General features: G+C 68.2%; 19 protein-coding genes and 1 other RNA gene. 5 read left to right on the forward strand and 15 right to left on the reverse strand.

What is annotated here, in order from left to right; all coding sequences use genetic code 11:
- The first annotated feature begins 133 nt into the window (after positions 1-133).
- Complete coding sequence (gene panB / locus Mal64_RS12090; protein WP_146400446.1) at positions 134-931, forward strand: 3-methyl-2-oxobutanoate hydroxymethyltransferase; 798 nt, start codon at positions 134-136, stop codon at positions 929-931.
- Between the two features lie 123 nt (positions 932-1054).
- Here the strand turns inward: panB and Mal64_RS12095 are convergent, their stop codons facing one another.
- From Mal64_RS12095 to ispE, 7 genes are all read right to left on the reverse strand, one after another.
- On the reverse strand, positions 1055-1411 hold the full coding sequence (locus Mal64_RS12095) for a YbaB/EbfC family nucleoid-associated protein (RefSeq protein ID WP_197525692.1): 357 nt from the start codon (positions 1409-1411) through the stop codon (positions 1055-1057).
- A gap of 128 nt (positions 1412-1539) precedes the next feature.
- Positions 1540-3612, reverse strand: a complete 2073-nt coding sequence (gene dnaX, locus Mal64_RS19840) for a DNA polymerase III subunit gamma/tau (RefSeq protein ID WP_197525693.1) — start codon at positions 3610-3612, stop codon at positions 1540-1542.
- Between the two features lie 177 nt (positions 3613-3789).
- Positions 3790-3884: signal recognition particle sRNA small type (gene ffs, locus Mal64_RS12105), an RNA gene on the reverse strand.
- Between the two features lie 156 nt (positions 3885-4040).
- Complete coding sequence (locus Mal64_RS12110) at positions 4041-4250, reverse strand: carbon storage regulator (protein ID WP_146400448.1); 210 nt, start codon at positions 4248-4250, stop codon at positions 4041-4043.
- A 210-nt stretch (positions 4251-4460) separates the two neighbouring features.
- Positions 4461-4745 carry a hypothetical protein gene (locus tag Mal64_RS12115; RefSeq protein ID WP_146400450.1) on the reverse strand — a complete coding sequence of 95 codons (285 nt, stop codon included), beginning with the start codon at positions 4743-4745 and terminating at the stop codon, positions 4461-4463.
- Between the two features lie 454 nt (positions 4746-5199).
- Positions 5200-5838, reverse strand: coding sequence for a SpoVG family protein (locus Mal64_RS12120; RefSeq protein ID WP_146400452.1), 639 nt, complete (start codon positions 5836-5838; stop codon positions 5200-5202).
- 229 nt (positions 5839-6067) lie between these two features.
- Positions 6068-7162: a 4-(cytidine 5'-diphospho)-2-C-methyl-D-erythritol kinase gene (ispE, locus tag Mal64_RS12125; RefSeq protein WP_146400454.1), complete on the reverse strand. Its 1095-nt coding sequence runs from the start codon at positions 7160-7162 to the stop codon at positions 6068-6070.
- A gap of 419 nt (positions 7163-7581) precedes the next feature.
- Here ispE and Mal64_RS12130 point away from each other — a divergent pair, with 419 nt between their 5' ends.
- On the forward strand, positions 7582-8553 hold the full coding sequence (locus Mal64_RS12130; protein WP_197525694.1) for a DUF368 domain-containing protein: 972 nt from the start codon (positions 7582-7584) through the stop codon (positions 8551-8553).
- A gap of 28 nt (positions 8554-8581) precedes the next feature.
- Here Mal64_RS12130 and tmk read toward each other — a convergent pair whose 3' ends face one another.
- Positions 8582-9205 carry a dTMP kinase gene (tmk, locus tag Mal64_RS12135; RefSeq protein ID WP_146400458.1) on the reverse strand — a complete coding sequence of 208 codons (624 nt, stop codon included), beginning with the start codon at positions 9203-9205 and terminating at the stop codon, positions 8582-8584.
- Positions 9206-9566: 361 nt separating this feature from the next.
- Here tmk and Mal64_RS12140 point away from each other — a divergent pair, with 361 nt between their 5' ends.
- Together Mal64_RS12140 and Mal64_RS12145 are read left to right on the forward strand one after the other, a co-directional pair.
- Entirely contained in the window at positions 9567-10592 is a 1026-nt protein-coding gene (locus Mal64_RS12140; protein ID WP_146400460.1) for an HD-GYP domain-containing protein, read from the forward strand.
- The gene (locus Mal64_RS12145; RefSeq protein ID WP_146400462.1) at positions 10562-10987 is read left to right on the forward strand and encodes a PilZ domain-containing protein; all 426 of its coding nucleotides are present in this window, start codon (positions 10562-10564) and stop codon (positions 10985-10987) included. The genes Mal64_RS12140 and Mal64_RS12145 overlap by 31 nt, the downstream gene beginning before the upstream one ends.
- Before the next feature lie 27 nt (positions 10988-11014).
- On the opposite strand, the gene Mal64_RS12150 is transcribed toward Mal64_RS12145, so the two are convergent.
- From Mal64_RS12150 to Mal64_RS12165, 4 genes are all read right to left on the reverse strand, one after another.
- A complete protein-coding gene (locus tag Mal64_RS12150) occupies positions 11015-11992 on the reverse strand; it encodes a helix-turn-helix transcriptional regulator (RefSeq protein WP_146400464.1) in 978 nt (325 codons plus the stop codon).
- On the reverse strand, positions 11916-14309 hold the full coding sequence (locus Mal64_RS12155) for a TolC family protein (RefSeq protein ID WP_146400467.1): 2394 nt from the start codon (positions 14307-14309) through the stop codon (positions 11916-11918). The genes Mal64_RS12150 and Mal64_RS12155 overlap by 77 nt, the downstream gene beginning before the upstream one ends.
- 591 nt (positions 14310-14900) lie before the next feature.
- The gene (locus Mal64_RS12160) at positions 14901-16829 is read right to left on the reverse strand and encodes a hypothetical protein (RefSeq protein ID WP_146400469.1); all 1929 of its coding nucleotides are present in this window, start codon (positions 16827-16829) and stop codon (positions 14901-14903) included.
- A 163-nt stretch (positions 16830-16992) separates the two neighbouring features.
- Complete coding sequence (locus Mal64_RS12165) at positions 16993-18702, reverse strand: hypothetical protein (protein ID WP_146400470.1); 1710 nt, start codon at positions 18700-18702, stop codon at positions 16993-16995.
- 169 nt (positions 18703-18871) lie between these two features.
- Between Mal64_RS12165 and Mal64_RS12170 the strand changes: the two genes are divergently transcribed.
- A complete protein-coding gene (locus Mal64_RS12170) occupies positions 18872-19378 on the forward strand; it encodes a thiol-disulfide oxidoreductase DCC family protein (protein ID WP_146400472.1) in 507 nt (168 codons plus the stop codon).
- Between the two features lie 446 nt (positions 19379-19824).
- On the opposite strand, the gene Mal64_RS12175 is transcribed toward Mal64_RS12170, so the two are convergent.
- The 3 genes from Mal64_RS12175 to Mal64_RS12185 form a co-directional block, all read right to left on the reverse strand.
- On the reverse strand, positions 19825-20211 hold the full coding sequence (locus tag Mal64_RS12175; protein WP_197525695.1) for a hypothetical protein: 387 nt from the start codon (positions 20209-20211) through the stop codon (positions 19825-19827).
- Positions 20196-21158: an HD-GYP domain-containing protein gene (locus tag Mal64_RS12180; protein WP_231993692.1), complete on the reverse strand. Its 963-nt coding sequence runs from the start codon at positions 21156-21158 to the stop codon at positions 20196-20198. The genes Mal64_RS12175 and Mal64_RS12180 overlap by 16 nt, the downstream gene beginning before the upstream one ends.
- Positions 21159-21892: 734 nt before the next feature.
- A complete protein-coding gene (locus tag Mal64_RS12185) occupies positions 21893-23218 on the reverse strand; it encodes a hypothetical protein (protein ID WP_146400478.1) in 1326 nt (441 codons plus the stop codon).
- Between the last annotated feature and the right edge of the window lie 50 nt (positions 23219-23268).

Below are 23268 nucleotides of genomic sequence, written 5' to 3' on the forward strand. Positions count from 1 at the left end.
GCGGGGCTCCGGGTAACTCGCAGGGGTATTCTCCCACTTTTGGCCGCTCCCCGCGGCACGTTGCCCTCCACCGGGCAGCTTAGGACAATAAGGACTCACACCAGTCGCCCGACTCCTCACCCCGCTTCCCTTTATGCCCGCCGACAAGCAGCTCACGGTCCCCAAATTCACCGCCATGAAAGCGGAGGGTCGTAAGATCACGGTCCTCACGGCCTACGATTACACGATGGCCCGCATGGTCGACGCCGCCGGCGTCGACGCGATCCTGGTGGGCGACACGCTCTCGATGGTCGTCCAGGGCCACGGCAACACGTTGCCCGTCTCGCTTGACGAGATGGTCTACCACGCCGAGATGGTCGGCCGCGCGGTGGAGCACGCCCTGGTGATCGTCGACCTGCCGTTCCCGAGCTACCACCTGGGCGCGCACAAGGCGATCGAGAACGCCGGCCGGATCCTCAAGGAGACCCGTTGCCAAGCGGTCAAGCTCGAAGGGGGCGTCGACCAGGCCGAGGTGATCTCCGCCCTGGTGGGCGCCGGCATCCCGGTCATGGGCCACGTCGGCCTCAGGCCGCAGAATGTCCACACACTGGGCGGCTACCGCGTGCAGCGCGACCGCAAGCAACTGCTGGCCGACGCCCAGGCGGTCGAGCGGGCCGGCGCCTTCTCGGTCGTGCTGGAGTGCGTGCCAAGCGACATCGCCGCCGAGATCAGCAAGAAGCTCCGCATCCCGACGATCGGCATCGGCGCGGGCCCCGCGTGCGACGGCCAGGTGCTCGTGCTCAACGACATGCTCGGCATGACGAGCGGCTACGTGCCGAAGTTCGTCAAGCAGTACGCCGACTTGAAGGGCGAAGTCGCGCGGGCCGTCGGCTCGTACTGCGAAGAGGTCCGCAGCGGCGAGTTCCCGGCGCCGGAGCACGGTTACGAATAAACCGTCACGGCGCGCAAGCCACTGGGCGCGAGCCGGCGGGCGTAAGCCCCCGGTGTTGCCTGAAGCGGCGATCGGCTGCCGGCGCGCGATAAACTCCGGCGGCTTACGCCGCCGGCTCGCCGGTTACTCTTCGCCCGTCAGGCCGGCCATCGCTTCGCCCAGGCCCGGCATGCCGCCGGTGATCTCCTGCATCTTCTCGGCGTGCAGCTCGCGCGCTTTCTGCGCGGCGGCGTTGCAGGCGGCGGGCAGCAGGCCCTCGACCAGCTCCATGTCGCCCTTCTCCTTGAGCGACGGGTCGATCCGCACGGCGAGCACCTCGCCGGCGCCGTTGGCGTCGACCTCGACCATGCCGCCGCCGGCCGAGCCGGTCACTTTCTGCGCCTTGAGCTCCTCCTGCATCGCTTTCATCTTGGAGCCCATCTCCTTGGCCTGCTGCATCATCTGACCAATGTTCGCCAAGTTGCCAAGTCCCTTGAGCATCGGGGGTGTCTCCTAGAAAGTGCGGGGTAGCGTGGGGGCGGGTCGGAAGAACGAAATCGAATGACGGATGACGAGACCTTTCGGCGGGCGACGCTTTGCTAGCCATCGTTCGCCGTGGGCGCCTTTCGTCATTCTCCCTTCGGCGGGGTGTAGCGCAGCCTCTCGGGCTCGGACTCGAACAACTCCAACGCCCGGCGGACGAACGGCTGCTCGGCCACCTGGGCGCGTTTCTCGCGGGGCGAGACGCGCGCCGCCGGTTCGGGTGGCGGCGCTGCGGTGGGATCGATCTGAAGCGTCAGCTCGATCTTCCGCCCCGCCGAGCGGGCCAGCGCCGTGTTCAACTCGGTCCGACGGGCCGGCTGCTCGCACTGCTCCTTGCTCATCGCATCGGAGAAGACGACGGTCCAGCGGTCGCCTGCGCCGACTTCCACTCGGCTGGCCGACGACGCGAACGTCGCCGCGAGCCCACCCACCGCTTCGGAGGCTTGGCGCCACAGCGTGGCGGCCAGGTTGTTGTCGATCGGGCTATCGGGCGGAGGCGGGGCGACGCCGGCCGGCTCGGGCGTCGCCGCGTCTGCGGCCGACGCCTCCGCGGCTGGCGCTTGCTCTCCGCCTGCGGCGGCTTGAGGCGAGCCCTGCGCGGCGGCTGCCGGGGCGGCCTGCCGTGGGGCGCGGCTGCTCAGCTGGGCGAACTGCGCGGCGAGCCCCTCGGGAGCCGCGTTGGCCGATTCCGCGCGGGCGGGCGGCTCAGCAGCCGGCGGCGGCGCGGCGCTCGCAGGCGCGGCGCTCGCAGCCGGTGGGGCGACGGCCGGCGGGGCGCTGTTTTGCTGCTGGCTGGGCTGCTGGACAGTGCGCTGCTGGACGTTGGGCCGCGGCGTGGGCGCCGGCGATGGCGAGGCTTGCGGCGATGTGGGAGCGGGCGCGACGGTTTCGGGCGCTGGCGGCCTTGGCGCCGGCGGCCGGCTCGGCCGGGGGGCGGGCGGCGCGTCGCCCCGCAGCTCGGCGGCCAGGTTGGCCAGCTCCTGCAGGTCTTCGAGCTCGCAGGCCCGCACGATGGCCATCTCGGCGAGTGTGCGGGTGTGCAGGCTGATCCGCATCCGGGCGGCGGCGTTGTCGAGCACCTGCATCACGGCCAGCAGGTTGGCGACTCCGATCGACTTGCCGAGCTCGCCGGCCGTTTCGGCCTGGGCGGGCAAGATGTTGATCGCCTGCTCCGGCGAGCAGCCTACGGCGAGCGTCATCGCGTCGCGGAAGTAGCCCATCAGTTGGTCGACCAACTGGCCGACCTCGGCCCCACCTTCGAGGGTCGAGGCGAGCTCGCCGAGCGCGGCGGCGGCGTCGTGCACGGCGATCGCCCGGGCCAGGCCTTCGATCCGCTGCGCGGGGGCGACGCCCAGCAGCCGGTTCACGTCTTCCGCCGTCACGGCGCCGTCGGCCACCGCCAGCAGCTGCTCGAGCAGCGACTGGCTGTCGCGCATCGAACCGGCCGCCCGGGCCGCCAAGATCTGCAGCGCCTCGCCCTCGACCTGCACGCCTTCGGCCTCGGCGATCTGGGCGAGCCGCTGGCGGATCGAGGCCGCCGCGATCCCCGCGAAGTCGAACCGCTGGCAACGCGACAAGATCGTGATCGGTATCTTGTTCGGCTCGGTCGTGGCGAAGATGAATTTGACGTGCTCGGGCGGCTCCTCGAGCGTCTTCAGGAGCGCGTTGAACGCCTCCTTGGTGAGCATGTGCACTTCGTCGATGATGTACACCTTGAAGTGCGACCGGCTCGGCCGGATGCCGACGTTCTGCCGCAGCTGGCGGATCTCGTCGATGCCGCGGTTGCTCGCGCCGTCGATCTCCAGCACGTCGACGTCGTCGCCCGAGGCGACACTCAGGCAAACGTCGCACTCGCCGCACGGCTCGGGCGTGGGGCCGTCGCCCGCGCTCCCATCCGGGCGGGGGCCTGTGCAGTTGAGGGCCTTGGCCAATATGCGGGCGGCCGAGGTCTTGCCCACGCCGCGGGCGCCGGTGAACAGGTAGGCGTGGCCGATGCGGCCCGAAGTGATCGCCTGCTTGAGCGCCCTGGCGACGTGCTCCTGGCCGACCAGGGCGTCGAACGACTGGGGCCGGTAGCGGCGGGCCACCACCTGGTACTCGTCGCCGCCGGCGCCGTGGGGCGTGGCGGGGTTCGGCGTGGGGACGGCCTCGGTCGGCATGGCAGGATCGGGCGTCGGGGCCGGTCGGCGGCGTGGTGCGGCGGCGTGTTGGCGGGCCGCGGTAGAAAGAGGGCTCGGAGCGAGCCGGACAACGCGCCCGCCCTCGCGACGGGTTCGGCGGGAAAGGGCCCGGTCGATCCCTCGCTCGGGAGTGGCCGATTCCTTGGGGCCGACGGCGAGTGAGAGGCCCCCGCACCTAAAAGCACGGGCTAATGGCTGCTGCGTTTCCACCCTGACCAGGTTCGCAAGGCTCCCATCACAGGGGCCCCTCACCCGACGCCGTCCGGCGTCGTCTCACCCATTATGCCCGCCCCGCGTCCGGAAGGCGAGCCGCCCCCGGGGCGTACCAGCGAGAAAAGTGCTGCCGGGGACGGGAGGATCGCGGGGCGCCGCTCCTGCACCGGAGGGGCGACACCTGTCGCCGCGGCTCAGGCGCTGCGAGGCAACGCGTGCTGCTCCGGAGCGGCCTGGCCCGGGCCATCGGCCCCCCAGGCTTCGAGCTCGTCGCGGAGCACGAGCACGTCGTTGGGCGCCTCGATGCCGATGCGCACCTTGTCGCCCGAGATTTTAACCACCGAAACCACAATCGAATCGCCGAGCCGAATCCGTTGGCTCTCTTTGCGTGACAGCACCAGCATGGGTTATGTACCTCCGTGTCGCCTAGGCAGGATCGCCGGGGATGATCGTCGCCGGGATGAATAGGCTTGATGACCGCGAGTATGTATATCCGTACACTAAACAGCCGTCAAGCTCTTTCCCGAACGATCCTCCTTTCGCCCTCGAACGCCGCTAAGGGCTAGGGCCTAAGGGGGCCGGGCAGGACTCGCCCTCCCCCGACGGGCGTGGTTTCACGCCGCGGCGGGGACCGGGTCCACCCGGGCCACCAGGAAACGGGCGCCGGTCGACCCATAAAACAGGATCGTGTTCGTCACCGTGTCCCAAATCGCCATCAGGAGCAGCTTGCGCGGCCCGTGCAACGAAAACTGAACCCCGCAGTCTCTGCCACGCCTGACGAGCGGTCGCTCGGCGAGGGAGAAGCTGTTGGCCTCGAGTTTGTCTTGAGAGCAAAGCGTTTGGAGCACGTAGACCCGCAGGTCGTCCAGCCGCTCGAATCGCACTACCGCGTCGTTCATCCGCAAACCATCCCTGGGGCCAGCGTGTCAGAAGAAGAACTCCTCGTTCGCTCACCGCCGCAGAGACGCGTTTGTGGCCCGAACCGAGTCGGAGCCGTGCGTCGCTAAGCCTCTTGCACAAAGAGACTATCGGTAGCGCAAACGAGGGGGCTTTGGTTGAATTGGTAATTTAGGTCGACCGGGGGCTGTGTGTCGCCTTCCTAGCCCGCATCGATGTGGTCCGTCGCCCACCGAGCATCGGCGGAGAGCGGGGCTCGTGATGAGCCCCCGATTGGGCGCCGTGCAAGGCGTTGGCAAACACCCAAGATCGCTCAGAGCGCCAAGTGCGTCGAACCGACGCAAACGGAACCGCCAACAGTTTGCTGGCCGCCTTGGCGGCTGTTTACCCAAGCGTGGGCGCACCGATCGATCGGGTTAGAACGTTCGGTGCGCGACGCCGCCAGCCGGGTGGCGCCTAAAAGATGCCCGCGCCAAACCCCTCGCCGCCGCTCGCCTTGCGCGAATCGCCGCTCGCCGTATCGCCGTTGTTGCTCGAGCCCGGCGGGAAATGCGGCGCCACCGACGACTTGCTGGGGTCGCCGTGCGGCGGGTGGTGGGGGCGACTCGACTCGGCCTTGGTGTGCGGCTTGTCGAAGCGCAGCGAGCTGGCGTGCGACTCGTCCGCCTCGGTGTAGTCGCCGCCGTCGAAATCGTCGTAGCGGGAGACGTAATTCGGGTCCTTCGCCCGCTCGAGCTCTTTGTCGAACTCGCGGACCACGTGCTCCTGGATCATCTCACGGCAGCGCGAGTTGATCGGGTGGGCGATGTCCGCGTACAGCTTCGTGCGGCCGTCGCCGTCTTTGACGGCGCGGAACTCGGGCTGACGCTCGCCGCAGTGGTTGCAGTGGTGCGCCCTCAGGTGGTTCTTCGAGCCACACTTGCCGCAATGGGTGGTGAGTTTTCGACTGGGCATCGCGACGAACGGGCCGCTCGCGCCCTCGATGATTTTCAGATCGCGCACGACGAAGCAGTCGTCAAAGGTGATCGAGCAGAACGCCTTGAGGCGTTCGCCCGGATCCTCCATGAGCTTGATGCGAACCTCGGTGATTTTCACGGCCGCGCTCCTCGGATTGTACGCCGTGCGGTGGGTGATCGCCGCGTTTCAGGGGGGGGCTAGTCGTCGGTCTTTAGCGGCTTCGGCGGGGGGCGCCGGACTGGCGTAGGGTGTGTTCGTTTCGTGGGGCTTCTAAAGTTGTGTCGGGGCGATGGGGTTGCGTTGGATGGGGTTGCAGGGGATCGGGTTGCAGGGAACGGCGGGGCGGCTTGCGAGCCACCCAGAGCGGTCAAGTGGTTGTCGCGCAGGCCCACAGCGCGTGGTCGGCTCGCAGACGCGCCGCCGCATGGCGGGCGTGACGCAAGCTGGGGCAGAGGCCGAACCAAGCGGCCCCGCTGCCGGTGAGTTGGTGAGCGACCAGACCGAGCCGGCCCATCGCCGCCGCGACCGCTCGCAGTTCGGGCGCCAGCCGCATGGCCGCGGCTTGCAGCGCGTTTCGCATCTCGCCCCCCACGCCTCGCCAGTCGCCCTCGGCGAGCCGCCGCGCCACGCTCTGCGAGCGGGGGTCGTCGCAGCGGCGTTGCTCGACGCTGCGGTAAACGCTCGCGGTCGACAGCCCGACGGCGGGTTTGGCGATCACAATGGCTTTGCCGGCTGGGGCCGCGATCGGTTCGATCCGCTCGCCGCGTCCACGGCAGAGAGCCGCCGCGTGACCGGTTTCGTTCATGATCGCCGCCACGAAAAACGGGACGTCGCTGCCCAGCTGGGCCGCCGCCTGTAGCAGGTCATCGGTCGATAGGCCGAGGCGCCACAGACGATTTGCCGCAACGAGCACGGCGGCGGCGTCGCTCGAAGCCCCCCCCATGCCCGCTTGGCTGGGGATGCGTTTGAAGAGCTTTAACTCGGCGGGGCGGCTCTCGCCGGTCTGCTCGAAGAGGACTCGGAGCGCCCGCACGGCGAGGTTCGAGTCGTCGCTCGGAGCCCACTCGGCGGGCAGGGGCCGACCGGCCGCGTCGGCGGCCGTGAAGCGGATCGCGCCGTCGGCGTTGCCGTTCGCTTCGCCCGAGTCGGGTGTGCGGAGCTCGACCGTATCGAACAGGCGGACGGTGGTCATCACGGTCTCGAGCTCGTGGAACCCGTCAGCGCGTTGGCCCAAAAGGTCGAGACAGAGATTCAGCTTCGCCGGCGCGAGGACGCGCAAGCCACGGTCGATTCTTCGGAGGTTGTTCGCCGCCACCACCTCAAGCCCCATCGTGGGTTCGGTCGGGTCGTGCGAAGAATCGGGACAATCCTTCGCGGGCTTTGTTTCCTCTTGCGTCAGCTCGCCGCTCTTCGCCGCCTGCGGCTGTATCGTCGGTTGTCTTTCGCCGATCGGCGGGCTCACGACGCCAAGCGTTGATCCTTACGCCCGTGCGTTGTAGGCCTTCCTGCGGCGCCGGGGCCGCTCACGAAAAAGCTCGCGTGTGGCCGTGAATCACCCGCGACATCGCGACGGTCAAGCGTTCCTTCCTTAGTCAACGCGTTGACACTAGACGCAGACGCTAAAAATCTTAGCGGTTTAGCGCGGACCGAGTCAATTGAACTTCGCCTTCAACATGGGAGGTTTACACGCAACCGCTGTAAACAATCGACGCACGCCAGCCATCCCACGCAATCGAATCTCTCGGCGTAAAACCCCAACACGAAGGATATGACCCTGCTCAGAGTGCCGCCCTTCAATTACAGTTGCTCGCTTCATGCGATCGCGTCGGCGTCGGACTGCGGCGTCCCGAGCGCCGCGGCTACCCAATGATATTCAGCGACATGAAAAGCCCCCCCGACAATTCCCTACGCAGCGACCTAAAGACCTTTGGCGTAGGCCTTTGCATGGGCGCCGCCGACATCGTACCGGGCGTTTCAGGAGGGACAGTCGCGCTGATCTTGGGTGTTTACCGGCGGTTACTCTCGGCGATCAGCGGGGCGAACACCCAGACGGCGGGCGCCCTTCTTGCCGGCCGTTGGGGCGAGGCGGCCGAGCGGCTCGACGCCCGCTTTCTCTTCGCTCTAGGCGGGGGCGTATTGGTTGGGGCGGGCGCCCTGGCCGGTCTGATGGAACACCTCCTTGAGCACCACCGCGCGGTGACTTATTCCGCCTTTTTCGGCTTAATTCTTGCTTCGGGCTACTTGGTCGGGCGGATGTGCTCGCCCCCAAGCCGCCGCGCTGCGGTGGTTTGTGTTGTGCTCGGCTTGCTCGCGGCATTGTTCGCGCTCGCGCTCGTCATGCAGCAGCACGTCACCCCCCCGGGGGGAATGCTTTATCTGTTCATCTGCGGGGCGGTCGCCATTTGCGCGATGATCCTGCCGGGAATCAGCGGCGCCTACCTGCTGCTGATGCTCGGCCTGTACGAAGACGTGACGGGCGTCATCAAGCGTTTGCCCCGCGGCCAGGCGACCGGCGACGACCTGCTGATGCTCGCGGTCTTCGCGTGCGGCTGCCTCGTCGGCCTGCTGCTCTTCAGCCGACTGCTGCGTTGGTTGCTCGATCGTTACTCCGCCCCCACACTCGCGGTGCTGTGCGGTTTCATGATCGGGTCGCTCTACCGGCTCTGGCCGTTCCAGATCGACGCCACGCCGGACGTCGAAGAATTCAAGCACAAGCTCTTCGAGCCCTACCTGCCGGGCGCCGACGAGTCGCAACTCGCGGTGTGCGTGCTCACCGCGCTCGCTTGTTGCGCGGGGGTGCTGTTGCTCGACCATTGGGCCGGGCGGCTCAAGGCGAGCCAGCTGAGCGACTGACTCGCAGAGCGTTTCGAGTCGCCAGACTTCAACGCGCCGCGGCGTGGTCCAACACGCGTTGGGCGATCTCGACGATGCGGGCGTGGACCTCATCGACCGGCGGCGAGGCGTCGACCACATGGATCACGTCGGGGGCCTTGCGCGCCTCTTCGAGGAAACCCTGCCGCAGCCGCTCGCGGTACTCGGCGCCGGACCGCTCCATGCGGTCACGCTCGTCACCCATGCGGCGTTCGGCCGCCGCGGGCGACAGATCGAGCAGCATCACCGCGGCCGGCGCCACGCCGTCGGTCGCCACGGCGCCGACCGAGGCGACGGCCTCGCGCGGCAGGCCGCCGGCGTGGGCCTGGTATGCGAGGTTGGCCAGCAGGTAGCGGTCCGAGACCACAACCGACCCGGCGTCGAGCGCCGGCCGGATGACGTCGTCGACCAATTGGGCCCGGGCCGCCATGTAGAGCAGCATCTCGGCGCGGCGGCCGATCGGCCGGTCGTCGCCCGAGTGGAGCAGCACGTCGCGCAGCGTTTCGCCGAGCGGCGTGCTGCCGGGGTCGCGGCAGGTAACTACCGTGTGCCCCTGCGCAGCGAGCCACGCGCAGAACCGCTCGATCTGAGTGGTCTTACCAACGCCGTCGATGCCGTCAAACGAGAAGAACATGGGCTGACTATAAACGCGTGGGCCGCCGCAGGCGATTCCCCGCCGGTGCGAGGGCCGCGGCTCGCGCCGCTCGATGCTGCTGACGGGGGGTGCTCTCGGCGAAATCCCCTCACTCGGGGCCAAGCAGCGTGCTCGCCCCAGCCGGGGGGTGGCCCCTACCCAAGCAGGGGGGTCGCCTTGCGATCGTCTACTGCAACCACGTCCGATACGACCGTCCCGACCGGTCGATCCGGCGGCGCGTCGCAAAGCGGTTTTGTGCGGTTCTCACGGCGAGAGACTCTCGACTCTGTCCCAGAGCTAAGCTTCTTGGAGACCTACTCCGCGACGCCTCCGCCCTCAGCCCACCGCTTCCATCGCCTCCATGGCCCAGGATCCGACCCTCGTCGCCGCCAGCGACCACTGGACGCAGAACACGCCAGCGGCCAATCGGCCGCATCTTGGCGGTTATGTCCGGCTGCCGCTCGCCATGCTGCGGCGGCACGACGCGCCGCGTTGGGACTGGTACGCGATGTACGAGGGGAGCCACACGCCCACCCGCGTGGCCCGAGCCGAGGCGCGCTTGAGCGAGCACGAGATCGACGACCTCGATCTGCGCGGCTACCAATCGCTCTACGTCCGCGGCAGCGACTTCCAAGGACGCTCCGCGTTGCTGCTCCAATCGCTCGAGGCGATCCTCGGCGACGAGTCGATCCCGCCGAGCGATCGCTTCATGATCCTCGCACGCTCCGCCGCCGGCGAACTCGACCGGCAGTTCCGCCCCAGCGACTGCGGCGCCTACTTCGAACTGTCCCAGCGTATCGGCGCCCTGATCGCGAACCTTGTCGGTCGGCTGCGGGTGACGCCCAGCGACATCTTCACCATCCGCACGGAGAGCGAGGGGGGTTCGTTCGGCGCCCACGCCCTGTACGCCTCGGCCTACGCCGTCACACTCGCCGACGCCCTCGGCATGGCCGACGACAACAACCGCCGGCAGCTCGCCATCGGCGCGCTGCTGCACGACATCGGCGAGCGACGCCTGCCGCTAGAGAATTTCACCAAGAGTTCGCTGAGCGAAGTCGAACGCCAGATGATCTACAAGCACCCTCAGATCGGATACGAGGACCTGCTCGGCCGCGACGGGATCGAGTTCGCTCAATTGATGATGGTCTACCAGCACCACGAGTGGGTCGACGGCCACGGCTACCCGGTCCAGATCCTGCGGGAAGAAATCCACCCCTGGGCGCGCGTGCTGGCCGTCGTCGACGAGTTCGACTCGTTGACCTGCAACCGCATCCCGCAAGCCTCGATCACACTCGAGGACACCATCAAACACCTCTCCGCCTCGAGCGGGAGCCAACTCGACAAGGAGGCCGTACGATGTTGGACGTCGCTCTTTCGACGGAGGTAGACGACGGCGCCTGGGGCTCGCTCGCCGCACGGGCCTCGCTGCCGATCGACTCCGAGATTTACTACAACGTCGAGTGCAACGGCCTGACGCCCGAAGAGTCGCGGCGTCGGTTCCGCAGGGTGCCGATCCGCGGCCGCGCGGTGCTCGTGCGGGGCCAGTCGCGGTACGGGGTGTACGCGGTCGATGTCTCGCCGATGGGCATTGGGGTCTACAGCCCCAAGCAGCTGTTCCCCAAGGAGTGCGTCACGATCTTCATCGCAGACCGGGAGCCGATCGATCTGGCCCTGCGTCGTTGCAAACGCGAGGCGCCGAACGCCTACCTCTGCGGGTTGGTGTTCCCCACCGGGCCGCTGGGGCCCTCGCAGTACCGCAACTTCATCAACTCGATGCGATGACCGGCTTCGACTGTCGCTCTGCCGCACTCAGGCGTGGCGGTACTGGCGCGCCGCGTTCTCCAGCCGCTGCGCCACGAGCTTCCTGAGCTTGAGCGGCTTGAGGGCTTCGACCTGATCGCCGTACCCCAGGACCCACCACACGATCTCGTTCACGCCCGAGACCGTGGCGTAGAAGTCGAGCGAGCCGTTCTCGGTGAACTCGCAACGCTGCGTGGGGTGCCACAACACCTCGGCGACGTTGCGGGCTACGAGCGGTGCGAATCGGAGGTGGACCACCTGATCGGGCCCCGCCTCGGGGATGATCCGCCAGGCGTTGCCCAGGTACTGCTCGAGGCTGAAGCCGCGCGGCGAAGGGAACTTCTTGTCGAGCGTCTTGAGCGACTTGATGCGCCGGAGGTTGAACGTGCGCACCGAGCGGTGCAGCGAAGAACGGCCGATCACGTACCAACAGTGGTTGTGGAACATCAGCCGATACGGACGCAGCGTGGTCGTCACGCGCTCGTACTCGGTGAGGCTCTCGTAGTCGATCTCGACGTTGAGGCGATTGACGCTCGCCGCGAGCAGCTCGCTGTAGAGCGAGGCTTGGTCGTCGTGCGAGCCGACCGGCATCGGCTTGTGGCTGAGCGGCCGCGACGCCTCGCGGATCGACTCGCGCAGCGAGGCGGGAAGAGTCGACTCGATCTTGCTCGCCGCCGATTGGGCGGCGCTCAGCAGCGGCAGGCTCTTCTTGTCGGCCAGCTCGCGGCACACGAACAACAGCGCGAGCGCCTCCTCAGCCGTCAGGTTGGTTGGCGTGAGAAAGTACTCGCCCGGGATCGAGTAACGCTTGGCCTCGGAGTCGTACGCGACCGGCACCCCGGCCTGGCGGAGCGCCTCCACGTCGCGAAACACCGTGCGGCGGCTGACGCCGCACGCCTTGGCGAGCCCGTCAGCGTTTTGCCCCGCTCCAGCCTGCAGCGACTGCAGGAGCTTCAGCAGCCGGGTTGCCCGGTTCGCGTCGTTCATGCTCGCTGCGGAGGTAGAGGGCTTGCTGGGCTTGCTGGGCTTGCTGGCCCGCGGTTGGCTGACCCGAGGCGTGCTCGGCCCGCGGGGCGCCGGGAGTCGTGTTGATTTCGATCGCTTCGTACCCGACCGGCGTGATCGCCGTCGAAACGGGCTGGGCGGCCGCACGCGAGGCCTCTTCGGGCGTCGCGTAGTAGGCCCGGCCCGACGCGGCGCCGTCTACGACATTAATCGGAGCGGCGGTCTGCGTCATCCCGTGCGGGACGATGATCTCTCCGTCGGCCGGGGTCGGGTAGCCACTCGGCACGCTCTCGATCTTCGAGGAGCCGCTCGGCGTGGCGCCTTGGCTCACCGGACCGCGGCTGAACACGTTCGGCCGAGTGAACCCGTAGTCAAGGTACATGCTCGCGTCACGCTGGCGGGCCCGACGCATCGCGTCGAAGTACGCCTTGCCGGGCCACGGGCCCTCGGCCAGGAACACGCCATTGTAATCGAGCAGCGATCCCTTGCGGTAATGGACATCGGAGATCGCGATGTTGTAGTCGACAATCGAGCGGTAGTACGAGGTCTCGGCCTCGGCCCGGCGCCGCTGGGCGTCGAGCAGCAGGTCGAGCGTCGCCCGGTTCGCGTCGTACGACGCCTGAACCGCCTCGACCTCTTGCTGGGCCGCCACGCGGCGGTTGAAGTTGGTCTCGGTGAGCCCGTAGTTGAGGTCGAGGTCGCGGATCGCGTCGCCCAACTGGTGGGAAACCTCGAGCTCCAGGTCTTGCAAGATCGCCCGGTCGCGGGCCAGCAGCAGCTGGTGGTGCCGGACCGTGGAGAGCTGTTTGCGGAAGCCGATCGGCACGCTCAGCTGCACGCCCAGCTCCCACTCTTCGAAGTCGCCGTCCGTGAGCACGTTGAACGCGCCCGAGCCGTTGCGGAACGGGTTGGTGCCCGCCACGGGCGAGTCGTCGTAGAGACGGTCGCCGGCGCCGAGCCAGCGGTAGGTGCCGAACGCGTCCAAGCGGGGCAGCAGGTGGTTGCGGGCGGCGATCAACTCGAGCTCGCGCTTCTTGATCTCCCACTTCTGCTTGCGGACCTCGACCCGACGCACCAGCGCCTCGCCGTGAACCGAACCCCATTCGTACGCCACCGGCGCGGCGGTCGGCTCGTCGGCCGGGCGGATCAGGCGGCCGTCGCTCACGGCCAGGCCCATCAGGTAGCGGAGACGCGTCTCCGAGGCGTACAAGGCGGTGAGGCCCTGCTCGACCTGAGCCTTGAACTGGAAGTACTGCGAACGGGCCTGGGCCTCGCGGTCGGCCGAGCCGCCACGGGCGCCCTCGCGGTACAACGCGGCGACCTTCTTCCAGGTGGCCAACGCCGAGTCGCGGCCGAGCTTCCTGGCGTCCAGGTCGCGGTAGGCGAAGTAGAGGCTCCAGTACGACTGCTCGACGTCTCGCATCAGGTTCCGCACGCCACCCTCGAAGTCGGCGAGCGATTGGTCGTTGCGGATGCGGGCCAGCACGACGCCGTCGAACGCGTTCACGCCGTTCGAGGCGTACTGGTTGAAGTCAAACGGACCGGCGATGCGGTTGTACTGGGCGCCGGCGCCCTGCAAGAGCGGCTGGCGGATGAACGCCTCGAAGTTGGTCCCCCACTCGCTGGCCGCCGGGGCGCCCTGCTGGATCAAGTTCGAGTTGAAGTCGTAGTTCGTGTTGTTGCGGAACGAGTACTGGGCGCCCGTGGCCGAGGTCTTCGAGACCCCCGTCGAGAAGTTGCCCAGGTCCTGCTGGAACGTGGGGGCGAACGCCGCCAGGAAGCCGGTGTTCACCGGCCGGTCGTTGCGGTTCCAGCTCACGCTCGAGTCGAGCTGCGCGTCGAACTCCGAGAGGGCCGCCTCCACGCCCGAGCCGCTGAACGGCGAGCCGAACGACGTGCCCGTCGCGCTCTCCACCAAGGCGGGGTCGTAAGTCGTGTTGACCGAGACGCTGCTCACCAGCGTGCGGCTGATCGTCTCGGGGGCGTTCTCCACCACCGTGCCGCCGAGCTGACGCATCACCTGGCTGTTGCACAGCGTGATGCGCGTCGCCTCCTCGAGCGTCAGGTCCCACATCTCGTAGTCGGTGGGGCTCTTGAGCGTCAGCGGCGCCATCGCGCCAGAAACCTCGTCGAGCGAGGCCTCTTCGACGTCGGGATAGTCGATCGTCGTCGCGACGTCCATGTAATGCGACAGGTCGCCGTCTTCCATGAAGAAGAACGGCTGCGTCGGCTGGCAGCCGGTCGACAACAGGGCGGCTGACAAGACGATAGACCAAAACGCGCGGTTTTGCCGTTCCATGGCGGAGCGTTTCCTGGCGGAGATTGCGTCGTGCCGATCGCCGTGGGCGGCTCACCCCTTCCTTGGGGCCCGTACTCCCGCGAACGACGGCGTCGTGTTTTCATTGCTCGGCGGCGACGCCGTGTGCGTCACCTCCGCAAATTCCCCCCCCGGGCGCCGGCGCTTGAGGCCCGGCCGGGTGTGCAAGCACAGCCCGAACCGCGCGGCAAGACAGCCGGCCTTTCATGTATCGGCCGCCCGAGCCGCAAACTTTGAAGAATCCCTGCAATCCGAAAAACCGTCGCAAGCGGCGCCAGCGTCGAGCCATAAAAGGCCCACTTAGATCGCACTACTGGTAGCCGTAGCGTCGTTTTCGCCTTGTCGACGCCGAATCACACCGCCACACACGCTACGCATCTGTGCGATTCGCACTAGAAGCAAGAACCCCCAGCCGCCGACGGGAGTCGGCGGTCGGCGCCACGGCGCGGCTTGGCTGCGTGTTCAGCAGGGCAATCCGCCGACTCCCGTCGGCGGCTGAGCCGCAGAGCGCTGCGATGAGGAGACGCCACGTCTTGAGAAGCGGCGAAGCGATCAGCCGCTCTGCAGCCGGGATCACTCGCCGCGCCAGGCGGCCACGATCCAGCCGTCGACCGCTTGCAGTTCTTGCATCACCATGCGGTCGATCGAGCCCTTGCTGTCGCTCAGCTCGATCGTGTCGATCGAAAACTCGCTCGGCAGCGTCGAATCGGGGCCGTTCAGCTCTTTCGACAGGTTGCTGCGGAGCGCCACTTGGCGGCTGGTGAGCGTGGCGCCGCTCTCGGGGTCGAAGCCCGTGGGCATGACCTCGACCTCGCCCTGCCGCACGAGACGCCAGCCGTCGGGCGTTTGCTCGGGGGAGAAAGACATCTTCAGGTCCCAGCCGTCGTAGTTCTCACCGCCCACGCTCAACCGGGCCGCGTGGATCGTCGCCCCGATGCTGCCGTCGCGCACCACCGCCGAGATCGGCCGGTACGACCGCAGCGTGATCGCCCACGGCTTGAACGGCTTGGCCTCGGGGCCCTCTTCGGGCATGTCTTCGACCACGTCCTCTTTCTCGCGGCGGAGCCACTCGGGCATCTCGACGTCGAACTCGGGACGGGCGTTGCGCGACGCCTTGGTGATCGTCGCCCCGCCGACGTAGGCGCCGGCCAGGTTGTTGATCGCGGTCTGGTGCAGCCGGGCGGTGAAGTCGCCCTCGGCCGGGTCGGCCGGCGCCTCGCCCGGCGCCGCCAACTGGCCCTCCCCGGCCTGCACGATCGAAAGCATCAGGGCGTCGTCGGTCGACGAGTGCCGCACCTCGCTCGGCTCGGCGCGGCGACGCCGCATCGGCTTGCTGAGCCCGTCGTCGTAGCGGCGGCGGGCCGAGCGGATCTCTTCGGTCAGGTCGTCGTCGAACTGCGCCGCGATGCGGGCCTCGGCGTGCTGGCCGGCGATCGCGTCGGACAGCGACTTCTTCTCGGCGACCTTCTGGCGGGCGATCTTCTCGATCAGCCGGGCGCCAAAGCCGCCGCCCGTCTTCTGCACCGACTGCGTGGTGCTGCGGGTCGTGGCGTCCGCGTCGGCCACGCCGACCCGGAACGACCGGTCGCGCAGCTGCACGACCTTGCTAGCAGTGAAGTTGGTGTTGCCCAGGCTGCGGATCGTCACCGGGCCGTTGTGCCCGACGGTCTGCGATTGCGTCACGCCGCTCAGCGAGAACCGCAGCCGGCCGTGGTCGTCGGCCTTGAGCGTGTCGACCGAGAGCTCGCCGCTCGTCACGCCCGTGCCGCGGATCCGCGTGCCGAGGATCACGTCGGTCACCGGCGCCACGCGGTTGACGGGGCGCGAAACGGCCCGTGATAGCAACGACTCCGAGAACCGCAGCAGCATGTTCGGCTCGCCATTCTCCTGGCGGACAGCGGCCAGGAGCGGCTGGGCGACGCCGGCCGAAGCGAACAGCTCGAGCCGCCGCTCGACCTCAAAGCTCGCCCGGGCGTCGGCCTGCGGGTCGCGGGCGATCTCTTTGACGACCGCGTCGAGCTGCGTCTGGAGCACGGCCTTCTGGTCGCTCACGCCAACGAGGCTCGCCACGCCGATGTACGCGTTCAGCGCGTCGGCCAGGTCTTGGAACTCACGACGCTCGAGCCCGTCGACCCCCGAGCCGAGTTTGGCCAAGGTCTGGCGGGCCGCGGTCAGGTCCGGCGAGGCGCCTTCGGTCAGCTGCGCCTCGAGGCCCTCCCAACCGAGATACGCCTTCCAGCCCTCGGCGAGCTGCGAGCCTTTGCCGAGCCGCCGCTCGAGCTTGGCGGCCGCCTCGGACACCTGCGAGCGGGCCGCCTCAAGGTCGTCCTGGGTGAGCGGCTCGTAGGCCTCGATCGTCTCGGCCGCCAGCGCCGCGTAATCGGCCGCCGCACAGGGGAGGGCGGCGGCAAAGGGCAGGCCGACCGCCACGGTCACGGCTAGGGCGAGGTGGCGACGGAAGCGACTCAGGCGAGGCAGGGCGTCCATGACAGTGCTTTCCACAACGAGGGGAGCCGGAAACCGCCGGCCCAACTAGGGATCGATCAAGGTGGGTTGCGCGGACTGCGCAGGCCGCAATTTACCCCCATTCCGCCTAACGCGCCTATCGGCCGCGATCGGGGGGGGCTGCGGGGACCCTCAAAGATACGTGCGCCGTGGCCCGCTGTTACAGCTCCTCGCGGAGCTTTTTGAAGTAGTCCTCGGCGTGCTCGCGGCGCGAACGGGGCAGCCGCTCGCTGGTGAGCGGGTCGGCCGGGGCGACGTCGGCCGAAGTCAGCTCCTGCTTGATCCCCTCGGTGACCTGCCCCTTGATGCTCGGCCCACGCACCAGCCCGCCGAAGGTGCTGGCGCCGCGGCCGACGTTCTGATCGACCTTCGAGTCGCGGAAGTTGGTGGCGTTTCGCTCGTCGGGCCGCGAGCCGCCTCCCTGGCCCTCGCCCATGCCGTTGCCCTGCCCCGGGAAGCCGCCCGGGTTGGGTCCCATTGGGCCCATCTGCCCCATGCCGAACTGGCCCTGCATGCCCTCGGCCATCATCCCCTGCTTGGCCATCTCCAGGTCGGTCATCGCCTCGTCGAGCATGGCCATCGACTCGGCGTCCATCTGCATCTGTTGCATCTGCTGGGCCATCTGCTGCATGGCGTCGGCGGCCTGCTGCGAGTCGCCGTTCTTCAGAGCCTCTTGGGCCTGCTGCATCTGCTGGGCCATCTGCTGCATCTGCTGATTCTGGGCCTGCTGAGCTTTCGCCTGGTCGAGCTTCTGCTGCAGCTTGTTCGCTTGGGCGAGGTCGCCCTTGCGGCGGGCCTCGGCCAACTGCTGCTCGAGGTCTTGCTTCATCTGCTCCTGCTTGCGCACCGCGTCGGCGAGCTTCTCCTGCATCTTGCCGAGCTGCTCGGCGAGCTGGCTCGCCTGCTCCTCGGAGACCTCGCCGCTGGCGAGCTGCTTGCGGATCTTGTCGATCTCCTTCATCGCCGTCTTCCAGTCGCCGCGCTTCATGGCGTCGGCCGCCTTGTCGGCCGGGCCGCGGCCGAGGTCCTTCATGCCGCCGATCTGCTTGCGCAGCTCCTCGCCGCCGCCGAGCTTGGCCCGCTCCTTGGCGAGTTGCTCGGCGAGGTCGTTCATCTTGACCATGGCGCGTTTGGGGTCGGCCCCCTCCTTGGCCGCCAGCTCTTCGACACCCTTCTCGACTTCCTTGAGAATGCCGCTCGCGTCGGCCAGCTCCTTCTTCTGCTCCGCGCGCTTGCGGCGTTCCTCGAGCCGCTTGCGGGTCTTCTCCAGCTCGGACTTGGCCTGCTCCTCGGTCGCCTGCGGCGCAACGGCGGCGTCGGCCGTGCCCAGCACCTCGCGGTTGCTCACCAGCGCCATGAGCAGCAGCGCGATCGCCGCCGGCGCCACCGGCAGCCACACGCTGCGGCCCGTCTGCACCCCCACGCGATCCGCCACGTCGATCCGCTCGACCGAGCGGCGGGCGTCTTCCACGAGCGCCTGGGCGGCGGGCTCGTCGTGCGCGGCGCCGCCGAGCGACAGGCTGCTCGCCACGCGCTCGCGCAGGTCGAACGCCAAGTCGAGCTCCACCGCGGCGTCGTGGCGGCTGGGGCGGTCAACCGCCGTCCACACGGCCGCCGCGATCAGCCCGACGACCACCCCCGCGCCGAGCCACGCCAGGGACCACCACGTGGGCAGCCCCGGCAGGGCGACGATCTTGGGCGTCGCCACGGCCGCCAGCGCCACGGCCAGCCCGCCCGCCAGGCAGCGGCCCAAACGCTGCACAAACCGCTCGGCAGTCATCCGCCCGCGGACCCGGTCGACCTGAGCGAGCAAGATCTCCGGCAAGTCGGACTCGGGCTGCGTGGGATCGCTCGGGGGCTGCTCGGCCATCGTTTCACTCCGTGGCGTGGGAGAGGTTGCGTGGGTTGGTAGCAAGAGAGTCGAGTGGCGTATCGGTAGGGCGCCGTTCGCCGCTGGAGAGTAGAATGGGCTGCAGCGATTATACTCCGATCGCCCCCCCGGGGCACAACTCGATTGCGAACCTCCCGGCCGGCCGCCGATGACCAGCGACGCCAAGACCAACGCCAGCGACAACGCAGCCCAGCCACAGGACCCCCCGCAGGCGGCACAGCCCCCCCCGCAGGCGGGCTCCGAGCTGCCCGGGCCCGATGAGCGGCCCGACGCCGCGGTGGTGCTCTACGACGGACAGTGCGTCTTCTGCCGGCGGCAGGCGGAGCGGCTCGCTTGGTGGGACTGCCAGGGAAAGCTCGCCTATCTGTCGCTCCACGACCCGCTGGTCGAGGAGTGCTTTCCCGACATCTCGCGCGAGCGGCTGCTCGACGAGATGTGCCTAGTCGACCAGAGCGGCGAGCGTCATTGGGGCGCCGACGCGTTCAAGCAGCTCACGGTGCGGCTCCGCCGGCTGTGGTGGCTGGCGCCGGTGATGTGGCTGCCGGGCATGATGCTGCTGGCCCGCCCGGTGTATCGGTGGGTCTCTCGCAACCGCTACATGATCGCCGGCAAACGCGACGAGTGCGCCGACGGCGCTTGCTCGTTGCACAAATGAATGAGGCTGTTGGCTAATAGCTAACGGGCGGCGGGTTGGTTGCGCGGCCAAATCTTTTAGAAAACTGGATCGCGGCGGTTGGCGAAAAAAGTGTTTCGCCCGCGATCACCCGAACGTGTCCCGGATTCACGCAGTGGCGCGGGGGCGTGGGGCGTGGGTTGTCGTTGGAAACGCACGGCGGCCGCGAAAAACGACAACCTGCGGCGCCCAATTATCTTTGTAGCGGGCGTTTCACCTAATTTCGACAATCGCTTTTGGGCCAAGCGCGCAGCAGCGATTCTTGGCCACTCGCCATTTTGTTCTAACGCGTTGTGCGGCCGCGGCTTGCGGCGTCAGAATCGCCGCGGAGAATCGACGTAAGTCGCGCCCATTTATTTTTGGGCCAAGTTTTCACGCCCTCGGCAGGCGCCCGCCGACGGGGCGCAAGGCCCCTCGGTCCGCTGGCGTCATTCCGCGATCGCGGCGCAGATCACGTAGCAGCGCGGCGCGATCCGCTCACAACGCGTCACCTCGAAATCGAGCCGGCGGTCTTCCAGCCACAGGCGGCCGGTCTCGGTCGGGTAGAGCTCTTCGGCGTGAACAAACGAAACGCCGCTGCGCGAGATGTCCCGAGAGTGGACCACCGCGACGCGGTGCTCGTGATGGGCTGTGGGGATCGGGTCGGTGATCTCGATCAATCCCTTGCCCGGCAGCCGCTTGCGGGCGAAGCGGCGGGCGTCGTTCTCGACCGTGGAGATGATCCCCTCGCGCGCGAGGTTCTCACGCCACTCGGTCGGCAGCTCGACGTGGCACGGCAGCTTGGCGATCGTTTCAGAGATCACTGGGTTAGGCATTCGACCCACGCTTTCAGGCAGTCTTGATCAAACGCGGTTCCGGAGTCGCGGAGCATGATCTCTAACGTCACTTCGCGTGAGAGCGCCTTGCGGTAGGGGCGGTTGCTGGTGAGCGCCTCGTACACGTCGGCCACGGCGCAGATGCGGGCCCACGGGTGGATCTCGTCGCCGACCATGCGGGTCGGGTAGCCGCCGCCGTCCATCCGTTCGTGGTGCTGGTAGACCATCATCAGCTGGCCGTGGCTCAGGTCGTCGCGACGGCAGAGCTGTCGGAAGCCGGTGGTCGGGTGGCGGCGGATGATGGCGAACTCCTCGTCGCTCAGCCGCCCGGGCTTGGTCAGGATGCTGTCGGGGATCTCGAGCTTGCCCAAGTCGTGCATCAACGCGCCGGCCGTGATCTGCTGCAACTCGTCGGGGTCTTCGACGCCCAGCCGCGCGGCGAGCATCGTGCAGTAATACGAAACGTTGGCCGAGTGAGTGAACGTGTAATAATCGTGCTGCATCACGGCCAGCAGGTCGGTCTCCATCGCGTCGTCGCGCGAAACGAGGTCGGCGACTTGCACGGAGAGCCGGCGACACGCGTCGACCGTGGCGTCGTTGTCGCCCGCGGCGAACGACTCGCTCAGCACGCCGCGCAGCACGGTGTCGAGCGCCGCGAAACGGCGGGCGAGCGGGATCGACTCGTCGTCGAGCACCTCCGAGAGGTTGTCGCGCAGGTACGCTTGGTATTGGCCGTACTCCTCGCTGCGGACGAGCACCTTGGTGCGGCCCTGCTTGGCGAGATTCTGCAGCTGCTCGTACTCGAGCGGCAGGTGGGCGCCGCGGTAGAGCTTCTCCTGCCCCTCGCACTCGCCCTCCAGGTACAGCGCGCAATCCAGCTGGCTGTCGGGGCGCAGCGTGGCGATCGGAACGGCAATGTATTCGCTAACGGCGGTGGCGGTGGTCACACTTGTTGTCGCTGTCGATGCCAGGCTAGTCGGCGCCGCGCTCGTTTGGCGACGCCCCGTACCCGTATACATACGACGCCTAATCGGGGGGGGGTAACCGATGCGTTGTGGTCTACCACCTTGGCCGCCCAGAGACCCCCAACCGAGAATGTCTGAACCGAATGCGAGGAATGCGCTAGCGGCATGCCGCTTCATTGGGGGAGTCCAAGGCCTCTATCCCCCCCGCGTGCGGGGCTGACGACGACCGTCACTCGGCGTCGGGCTGGTCCGATTGCAGCAGCGGCGACGGCTGGCGGGGGCGCCGCGAAGCGGAAGCCCCCGAGCGCCACAGGCCAGGTCTCGCTGGCCCGGGGGCTTCCCTCACGGGTGCGCCCCCGCCACCCCCCACTCTTCATGGGGAGCGCTGCTGAGGACGGCCGACAAACGATCCGGCGATACTTAGGCTGTCGGCGCTGCCGCCCGCGACGGGTGGCGGGGGCGCACCGCGAAGCGGAAGCCCCCGAGCGCCACAGGCCGGGTCTCGCTGGCTCGGGGGCTTCCCTCACGGGTGCGCCCCCGCCACCCCCCACTCTTCATGGGGAGCGCTGCGGAGGACGGCCGGCAAACGATCCGACGATACTTAGGCTGTCGGCGTTGCCGCCCGCGACGGGTGGCGGGGGCGCACCGCGAAGCGGAAGCCCCCGAGCGCCACAGGCCAGGTCTCGCTGGCTACGGACTGATTCGCACCGCCGGCGCTATTCGATGCCCACTTCCCCCGCCCGCAGCAGCGGCGCCAGGCCGCAGTCGAGCAGGCGCCGCTCGGCGTCGGGTGTGAAGTCGCCGCCGTCGTCCACGCCGTTGGTCATCACACTGTAGACCCACCAGCCGGCTTGATGAGTCGCCGTCTCCCCCCGGCGCTCAGCGACGAGCGGCTCGCCGGAGAAGGGGTCGATCGTCGCTTCGGTGGGCAGGTCGATGTCGGCGAGCCCGGCGGGCGTTTCGCCGCGGGCCTCGGCTTGGGTGAGGGCGTTGAGGATGCGCAGGCAGCGGGCGTGGGCGGTGGCGCGATTGTGGGCGTAGTGAAACGACTCGAGTGGGGGAAGCAACAAATCAATGGCCCTCGGCCATTCGTCGCCATCACGCTTTGTGGCCTCGAAGACGGAGCTCACCTCGTGCCACGGCCGCTTCGCAAGCGTTAGCTGGTGATCCAACTGGTCCAAGACTTGTTTCTTGGAGGGCCCCGCCAGCTTCATGAGCATGGGCGGTCCGCCCCCGAAACCCGCAGCGACCATGCTCAGCACTAAGGCCCGCTCCTGCTTGAGAGCACGGATGCGGTAGCTATCAACATCCAGAGCGTCCATCTCTCGATCGACTTCATCCGCCATCGCGGTTGGTATCTGCCCGTAGCGCATCACACGATTCATCGCACTGATTGCGATGTTTTGGTAGGCGATGCTCGTCAAGCTGCCGATGACACAAGGCTCATCGCGTGTCAGCCGGGCGAAGCGGAGGCCGTCGAGCGCAGCCGCGGCTGCGGCGTCGTGCTCGCCCCGCGCCAAGTGGTGGTTGACCAGGGCGTCGAGGATCCTGATCGCGATGCGGGCACGATAGCCCGATTCGAGGTTCATACCGATGTCGAGGTTGGGCGTGATATACGCGTACCGCTCCTGCCGGGCGGCGACTCTCACCGCGTCGACTGCCTCGGCGTGGTCCGCGAACAAGGTCGCGAAGGCTTCGCTTTGTTCATCGGTCAGCGGCTCGCCCCGCGCGACGCGCTCCGCTGCTTCCTCCAGCAGGTCGGGGTGGGGCTGGCCGTAGGCGACTTGGTCGAAAGCTTTCAGCAGCGGCCAGGCGGCGGCGATCGTCGCCGCCGCGTTCTCCTCGGCCGGCATCGGCTCTGGCCGGATGTCGGCGAGAGTCACCGGATCGCCCGCCGCGCGGATCGCGGCGAGTCGGCGCTCCACTTTCCACCAACCCCAGAGGGCGTAGGCGGGGATCACCGCCACCAGCCCCAGCGCGAAGTAGCGCAGCCGCAAGCGGCGGCGGGGACGCGGCGGGGATGCGGGCGAGGTGGCGGGCATGGCGGAGAGGTGGTGGCGGAGGAGTTCGTGGCGGAGGACCACCGGCGGCT

The sequence above is a fragment of the Pseudobythopirellula maris genome (assembly GCF_007859945.1).
GTDB lineage: Bacteria > Planctomycetota > Planctomycetia > Pirellulales > Lacipirellulaceae > Pseudobythopirellula > Pseudobythopirellula maris.

Bases quoted from the DNA above. Each gene is read 5' to 3' on its own strand.
- dnaX (WP_197525693.1), bottom strand. From the start codon at position 3,612: ATGCCGACCGAGGCCGTCCCCACGCCGAACCCCGCCACGCCCCACGGC.
- Mal64_RS12130 (WP_197525694.1), top strand. From the start codon at position 7,582: ATGAAAAGCCCCCCCGACAATTCCCTACGCAGCGACCTAAAGACCTTT.
- panB (WP_146400446.1), top strand. From the start codon at position 134: ATGCCCGCCGACAAGCAGCTCACGGTCCCCAAATTCACCGCCATGAAA.
- tmk (WP_146400458.1), bottom strand. From the start codon at position 9,205: ATGTTCTTCTCGTTTGACGGCATCGACGGCGTTGGTAAGACCACTCAG.
- Mal64_RS12095 (WP_197525692.1), bottom strand. From the start codon at position 1,411: ATGCTCAAGGGACTTGGCAACTTGGCGAACATTGGTCAGATGATGCAG.
- Mal64_RS12110 (WP_146400448.1), bottom strand. From the start codon at position 4,250: ATGCTGGTGCTGTCACGCAAAGAGAGCCAACGGATTCGGCTCGGCGAT.
- Mal64_RS12145 (WP_146400462.1), top strand. From the start codon at position 10,562: ATGTTGGACGTCGCTCTTTCGACGGAGGTAGACGACGGCGCCTGGGGC.
- Mal64_RS12150 (WP_146400464.1), bottom strand. From the start codon at position 11,992: ATGAACGACGCGAACCGGGCAACCCGGCTGCTGAAGCTCCTGCAGTCG.
- Mal64_RS12165 (WP_146400470.1), bottom strand. From the start codon at position 18,702: ATGGCCGAGCAGCCCCCGAGCGATCCCACGCAGCCCGAGTCCGACTTG.
- Mal64_RS12155 (WP_146400467.1), bottom strand. From the start codon at position 14,309: ATGGAACGGCAAAACCGCGCGTTTTGGTCTATCGTCTTGTCAGCCGCC.
- Mal64_RS12115 (WP_146400450.1), bottom strand. From the start codon at position 4,745: ATGAACGACGCGGTAGTGCGATTCGAGCGGCTGGACGACCTGCGGGTC.
- Mal64_RS12140 (WP_146400460.1), top strand. From the start codon at position 9,567: ATGGCCCAGGATCCGACCCTCGTCGCCGCCAGCGACCACTGGACGCAG.
- Mal64_RS12175 (WP_197525695.1), bottom strand. From the start codon at position 20,211: ATGCCTAACCCAGTGATCTCTGAAACGATCGCCAAGCTGCCGTGCCAC.
- Mal64_RS12170 (WP_146400472.1), top strand. From the start codon at position 18,872: ATGACCAGCGACGCCAAGACCAACGCCAGCGACAACGCAGCCCAGCCA.
- Mal64_RS12185 (WP_146400478.1), bottom strand. From the start codon at position 23,218: ATGCCCGCCACCTCGCCCGCATCCCCGCCGCGTCCCCGCCGCCGCTTG.